Origin of the sequence: Streptomyces sp. NPDC058964 (assembly GCF_042741275.1) — a bacterium.
Taxonomy (GTDB): Bacteria; Actinomycetota; Actinomycetes; order Streptomycetales; family Streptomycetaceae; genus Streptomyces.
The window spans coordinates 3,187-7,231 of sequence record NZ_JBHYKH010000466.1 but is presented as its reverse complement, the minus strand read 5'-3'; the positions used below and the strand labels follow the sequence as shown (position 1 = coordinate 7,231).

Sequence of the window (4,045 nt, the reverse complement as noted above, 5' to 3'; positions counted from 1 at the left end):
AACGGGGCTATCCAAGACGGCTCCGACGCCGTGATCACACCAGCCACACCAAGATCATCTCACCCCTGACCAGGGGTTACGGGACAGCCCTTAGTGCCGCATCAGACAACCTTCGCCCTGTTGTGCGGTTGTGACCTGTACGGTCCTCGGATCGGGAGAGTAGGTCCGACTTGTGCGGTCGAGTCCTAATTGCTGGTTCCGTAGGCGGCCATGAACATGTCCAGCAGTCCGTCGACCGCGTCCTCGTCGATGGGGCGGGTTGACAGCAGGCTGCGGTAGTACAGCGTGCCGCACAGCACCTCGGCGGCGAATTCCAGATTCGCTTCCGCGGTCAGTTCACCGGTGCGCTGGGCGCGGGTGATTCGGTCGAGGGTGCTCTGCTCGACGGTGACCAGGAATCGTTCGTGCAGGGTCGCCCGCAGCGTTGAATCGGCCTGCGCCTCGGCGATGACTGCGCGGTAGACGGGGCCGATCGGCGGGCTGGAGAGGGCGAGGCCCGAGCGTAGGAACTGTTCGCGCAAATCCGCGCGGACGTCCCCGGTGTCGCGGTAGTCCAGGTCGCTGGTCCACACGCGGCTGAGCGCGTCGAGCAGCAGCGCCGACATGGACGGCCAGCGCCGGTAGATCGTGTGTTTTCCGACCCCGGCCCTTCGGCCAACCGCCTCGATGCTCAGGCCCGCGTATCCGACCTCCGCAGCCAGATCGAGGGTTACCTGCAGCAGCTCTTCGGTGCGCGCGGCGCCTCGGCGTCTCGGCGTGGCGGGCGTGTCGGTCATGCCACCATCCTAACGGCACATGGCGTGCCGTTGACAATGTCGAGGGCTGCGCGCAGTATTTCAGAGTCGATCGGCACGTCGCGTGCCGATGTCGGATGTGGCGGCACGTCGCCACGCACGCGCCCAAGATCCAGTACATCAGACCCTCAAAGGGAGATCTGTCATGAGCAGCACCGAAAGCAGCACGCACGAGGGATTCACGGCCGAGGAGCGGGCCGCGATGAAGGACCACGCCCAAGAGCTGAAGACGGCAGCCCGCCGCAGCTCGCGCGCGGACAAGGCGGCGGAGGCGGAGCGGGACGTGCTCGCGAAGATCGCCGAGATGCAGGACTCGGACCGGATCATGGCTGAGCGGATCCATGCCGTCATCACAGCCAGCGCCCCGGCCCTCGCGCCGAAGCTCTGGTACGGGATGCCCGCCTACGCGCTGGACGGCAAGGTCGTGTGCTTCTTCCAGAGCGCGGAGAAGTTCAAGGCGCGCTACGCGACGCTCGGGTTCAGCGACCAGGCGAAGCTGGACGAGGGCACGATGTGGGCGGCCGGTTTCGCCCTGACCGAGGTGACGGCTGAGGTGGAGGCGCGGATCGGTGCGCTCGTGAAGCAGGCGGTGAGCTAAGGCGCGCCCGGTGAACGGGCTGGGCCTGTGGCACCTTAGCGTGCTCGGCGGCCTGGCGCTGCTGGTACAGCATCTGCTGCGCGCCTTCACTGACGACGTCGAGGCGCCAGGCTGACCACAGCAGGTGGCAAATCCTGCCAACTGCATGCTCAGTTGCAGATGTGACGCGCCGTCCGGGTGCCGCTTCGGACGGCGCGCGTGCGCCAGGCTGGGCTGATGGCAGAGCGAGTGCGGGTCCGCGAGATCGATGACGCCGAGGGCAGACGGCTGCTGCGGATCATCCGCAGGGGCACCGGGTCGGTGGTGACCTGGCAGCGGGCCCAGATGGTGCTGCTGTCCGCCCAGGGCATGCCCGTGGCGAAGATCGCCGAGGTCACGTTTACCAGCGCGTACCGGATCCGGGACGTGATCCACAACTTCAACACCGACGGCTTCGACTCGCTCTACCTCAAGTACAAGGGCGGGCGACCCAAGACCTTCACCCTCTCGGAACGCCGCGAGATCAAGCAGATCGCCAAGTCCAAGCCGGCCGAACACGGCCTGCCGTTTTCGACCTGGAGCCTGGCCAAGCTGGCCGACTTCCTGGTCGCCGAGGGGGTGGTCGACGACATCAGCCACGAGGGCCTTCGGGTCCTGCTTCGTGAGGAGGGCGTCTCGTTTCAACGCGTGAAGACCTGGAAGACCTCCCGCGACCCCGACTATGCCGCCAAGAAGGCCCGCGTCGAGCACCTCTACGCGATCGCCCACCGCGAGGTCATACCCGAGGAAGGCGAGCCCGAAGTCATCTTCTGCATGGACGAGTTCGGCCCGCTCAACCTCCAACCCCACCCAGGGCGGCAGTGGGCCGAGCGCGGCGGCCGGCACAAGGATCCCGACCGGGAACCCCGGCCCCGCCGACGGGCGACCTACACCCGCCCGCACGGGGTCAGGCACCTGTTCGCCGCCTATGACCTGGCCCAGGACAAGCTCTACGGCCACATCAAGCCGAAGAAGAACCGCACGAGGTTTCTGGAGTTCTGCCGCTACCTGTGCAGTCTCCACCCGCCCAAGATCCGCATCGCGATCGTGCTCGACAACTTCTCCCCGCACCTGACCACCAAGAAGGACACCCGGGTCGGCGACTGGGCGGCAGCCAACAACGCCGAGTTCGCCTACACGCCGACCAACAGTTCCTGGCTCAACCGCATCGAGGCCCAGTTCACCGTCTTGCGCTACTTCACGCTGGACGGCACCGACCACGCCAGCCACAAGGAGCAGGGCAGCATCCGCCGCTTCATCATCTGGCGAACAAGTACGCCAAGGACGAGCGCCGGCGCCTGCCGCGACCTCGTCGAGCAGGGCGGTGCCGGAGGCGTTGTCAGGCCCGGCACCCCTCCGTCACCGCCGCCCCGCCCATCACGGCCACCGCTGACGGCATATGCGTACGACCCGATGCCTGCTCCTCGCGGCGGCCGCCGCAGTCTTCGCCACCACGTTCACCGCCGCCCCGCCCATCACGACCACCGCTGCGACGGCTTCGCCGTGCGCGACGAAGTTGACGGTCGTCCAGCGGGCGGCTGTGCGCGCCGGCCTGCATGGAATGACGGCGCGGTCGCCACGCCCCGTGCGCCGCTTGTGCGCCGTCTCAGGAAGGGCGAGACGGTGACGTCGTGCGTCGTCGTGATCGGCCGGGGGCGCAGCGAGTACCGCGAGTGCGGTGGCGGCAGTAGCGGCAGCTTCTGGCGGATCGTCCCCGGCGGACAGGTCCCGCCTCGCTGCCTGAGAGGGCGGTATGTGACGTGATGTCGTAGCTGTCGTCACTGGAACGTGTGGGATCGCTGCATCTCCGCTGTCCGGGAGGCATGGGGGCGCTGGAGTGTCACCCGTGAGCGACCGCCAGTCCTACAAGAACGACTTATCCGATGAGCGCTGGGCCCTGATCGAGCCCGTGATCACCTCGTGGAAGGCCCGGCACCCCTCCGTCAGCGGCCACCAGGGCAACCACGACGTGCGGGAACTCGTCAACGCCCTGCTCTACCAGTCCCGCACCGACTGCCAGTGGGACTACCTCCCCCACGACCTGCCGACCGCCGGCGCGGTGAAGTACTACTTCTACAAGGGGCGCGGCGACGGCACCGACCGGACCATCTACGACCATCTACGAGCTACTGCGCTGGCAGGTGCGGGAAAAGGGGGGCCCATTAGCCGATCCCAGCCTGGTGGTGCTCGACGCCCAAAGCCTGCATGCCGCCGCCGGGGTGCCGCCGGGACGATGGGGCGGGACGCGGCCAAGAAGGTCCCGGGCCTGGTGATCGCGGTGGTGGTGCTCGCCGCCTCCGTCCACGACAACGCCTCCGGCACCGCCTGCTCGACGAGGTCGCGGCAGGCGCCGGCACCGTGCAGAAGGCCCTCGTGGACCGGGGTTCAAGACGACCGTCGTGGACCACGGGAAGCAGCTGGCCATCGGCGTCGAAGTCGTCGAGCGCAACCCGGCCGAGACGGGGTTCGTGCCCCAGCACAAGCGGTGCATTGTGGAGCAGACGAACGGGATCTTGATGCTCCACCGCAGGCTGGTGCGTGACGACGGGCACCGGCCCGCCTCGGCCGAGTCCCGGGTGTACTGGGCGATAAACGACGGGATTTCGAAGATACAGGCCCGCACCACCCCCCCCCC

General features: G+C 67.8%; 2 protein-coding genes and 2 pseudogenes. 3 read left to right on the top strand and 1 reads right to left on the bottom strand.

What is annotated here, in order from left to right:
* Positions 1-185 precede the first annotated feature (185 nt).
* A complete protein-coding gene (locus ACFW2E_RS37210) occupies positions 186-776 on the bottom strand; it encodes a TetR/AcrR family transcriptional regulator (protein WP_382264222.1) in 591 nt (196 codons plus the stop codon).
* A gap of 163 nt (positions 777-939) precedes the next feature.
* Between ACFW2E_RS37210 and ACFW2E_RS37205 the strand changes: the two genes are divergently transcribed.
* The 3 genes and pseudogenes from ACFW2E_RS37205 to ACFW2E_RS37195 all read left to right on the top strand — a co-directional run.
* On the top strand, positions 940-1,392 hold the full coding sequence (locus tag ACFW2E_RS37205; RefSeq protein ID WP_384473555.1) for an iron chaperone: 453 nt from the start codon (positions 940-942) through the stop codon (positions 1,390-1,392).
* Positions 1,393-1,608: 216 nt separating this feature from the next.
* Positions 1,609-2,708 (top strand): annotated as a pseudogene (locus ACFW2E_RS37200) (IS630 family transposase); the annotation flags it as partial.
* A gap of 548 nt (positions 2,709-3,256) precedes the next feature.
* Positions 3,257-4,045: pseudogene (locus ACFW2E_RS37195) on the top strand (transposase); the annotation flags it as partial.

Excerpts from the sequence above, each read along its gene's own strand:
- ACFW2E_RS37205 (WP_384473555.1), top strand. The coding sequence starts at position 940 with ATGAGCAGCACCGAAAGCAGCACGCACGAGGGATTCACGGCCGAGGAG.
- ACFW2E_RS37210 (WP_382264222.1), bottom strand. The coding sequence starts at position 776 with ATGACCGACACGCCCGCCACGCCGAGACGCCGAGGCGCCGCGCGCACC.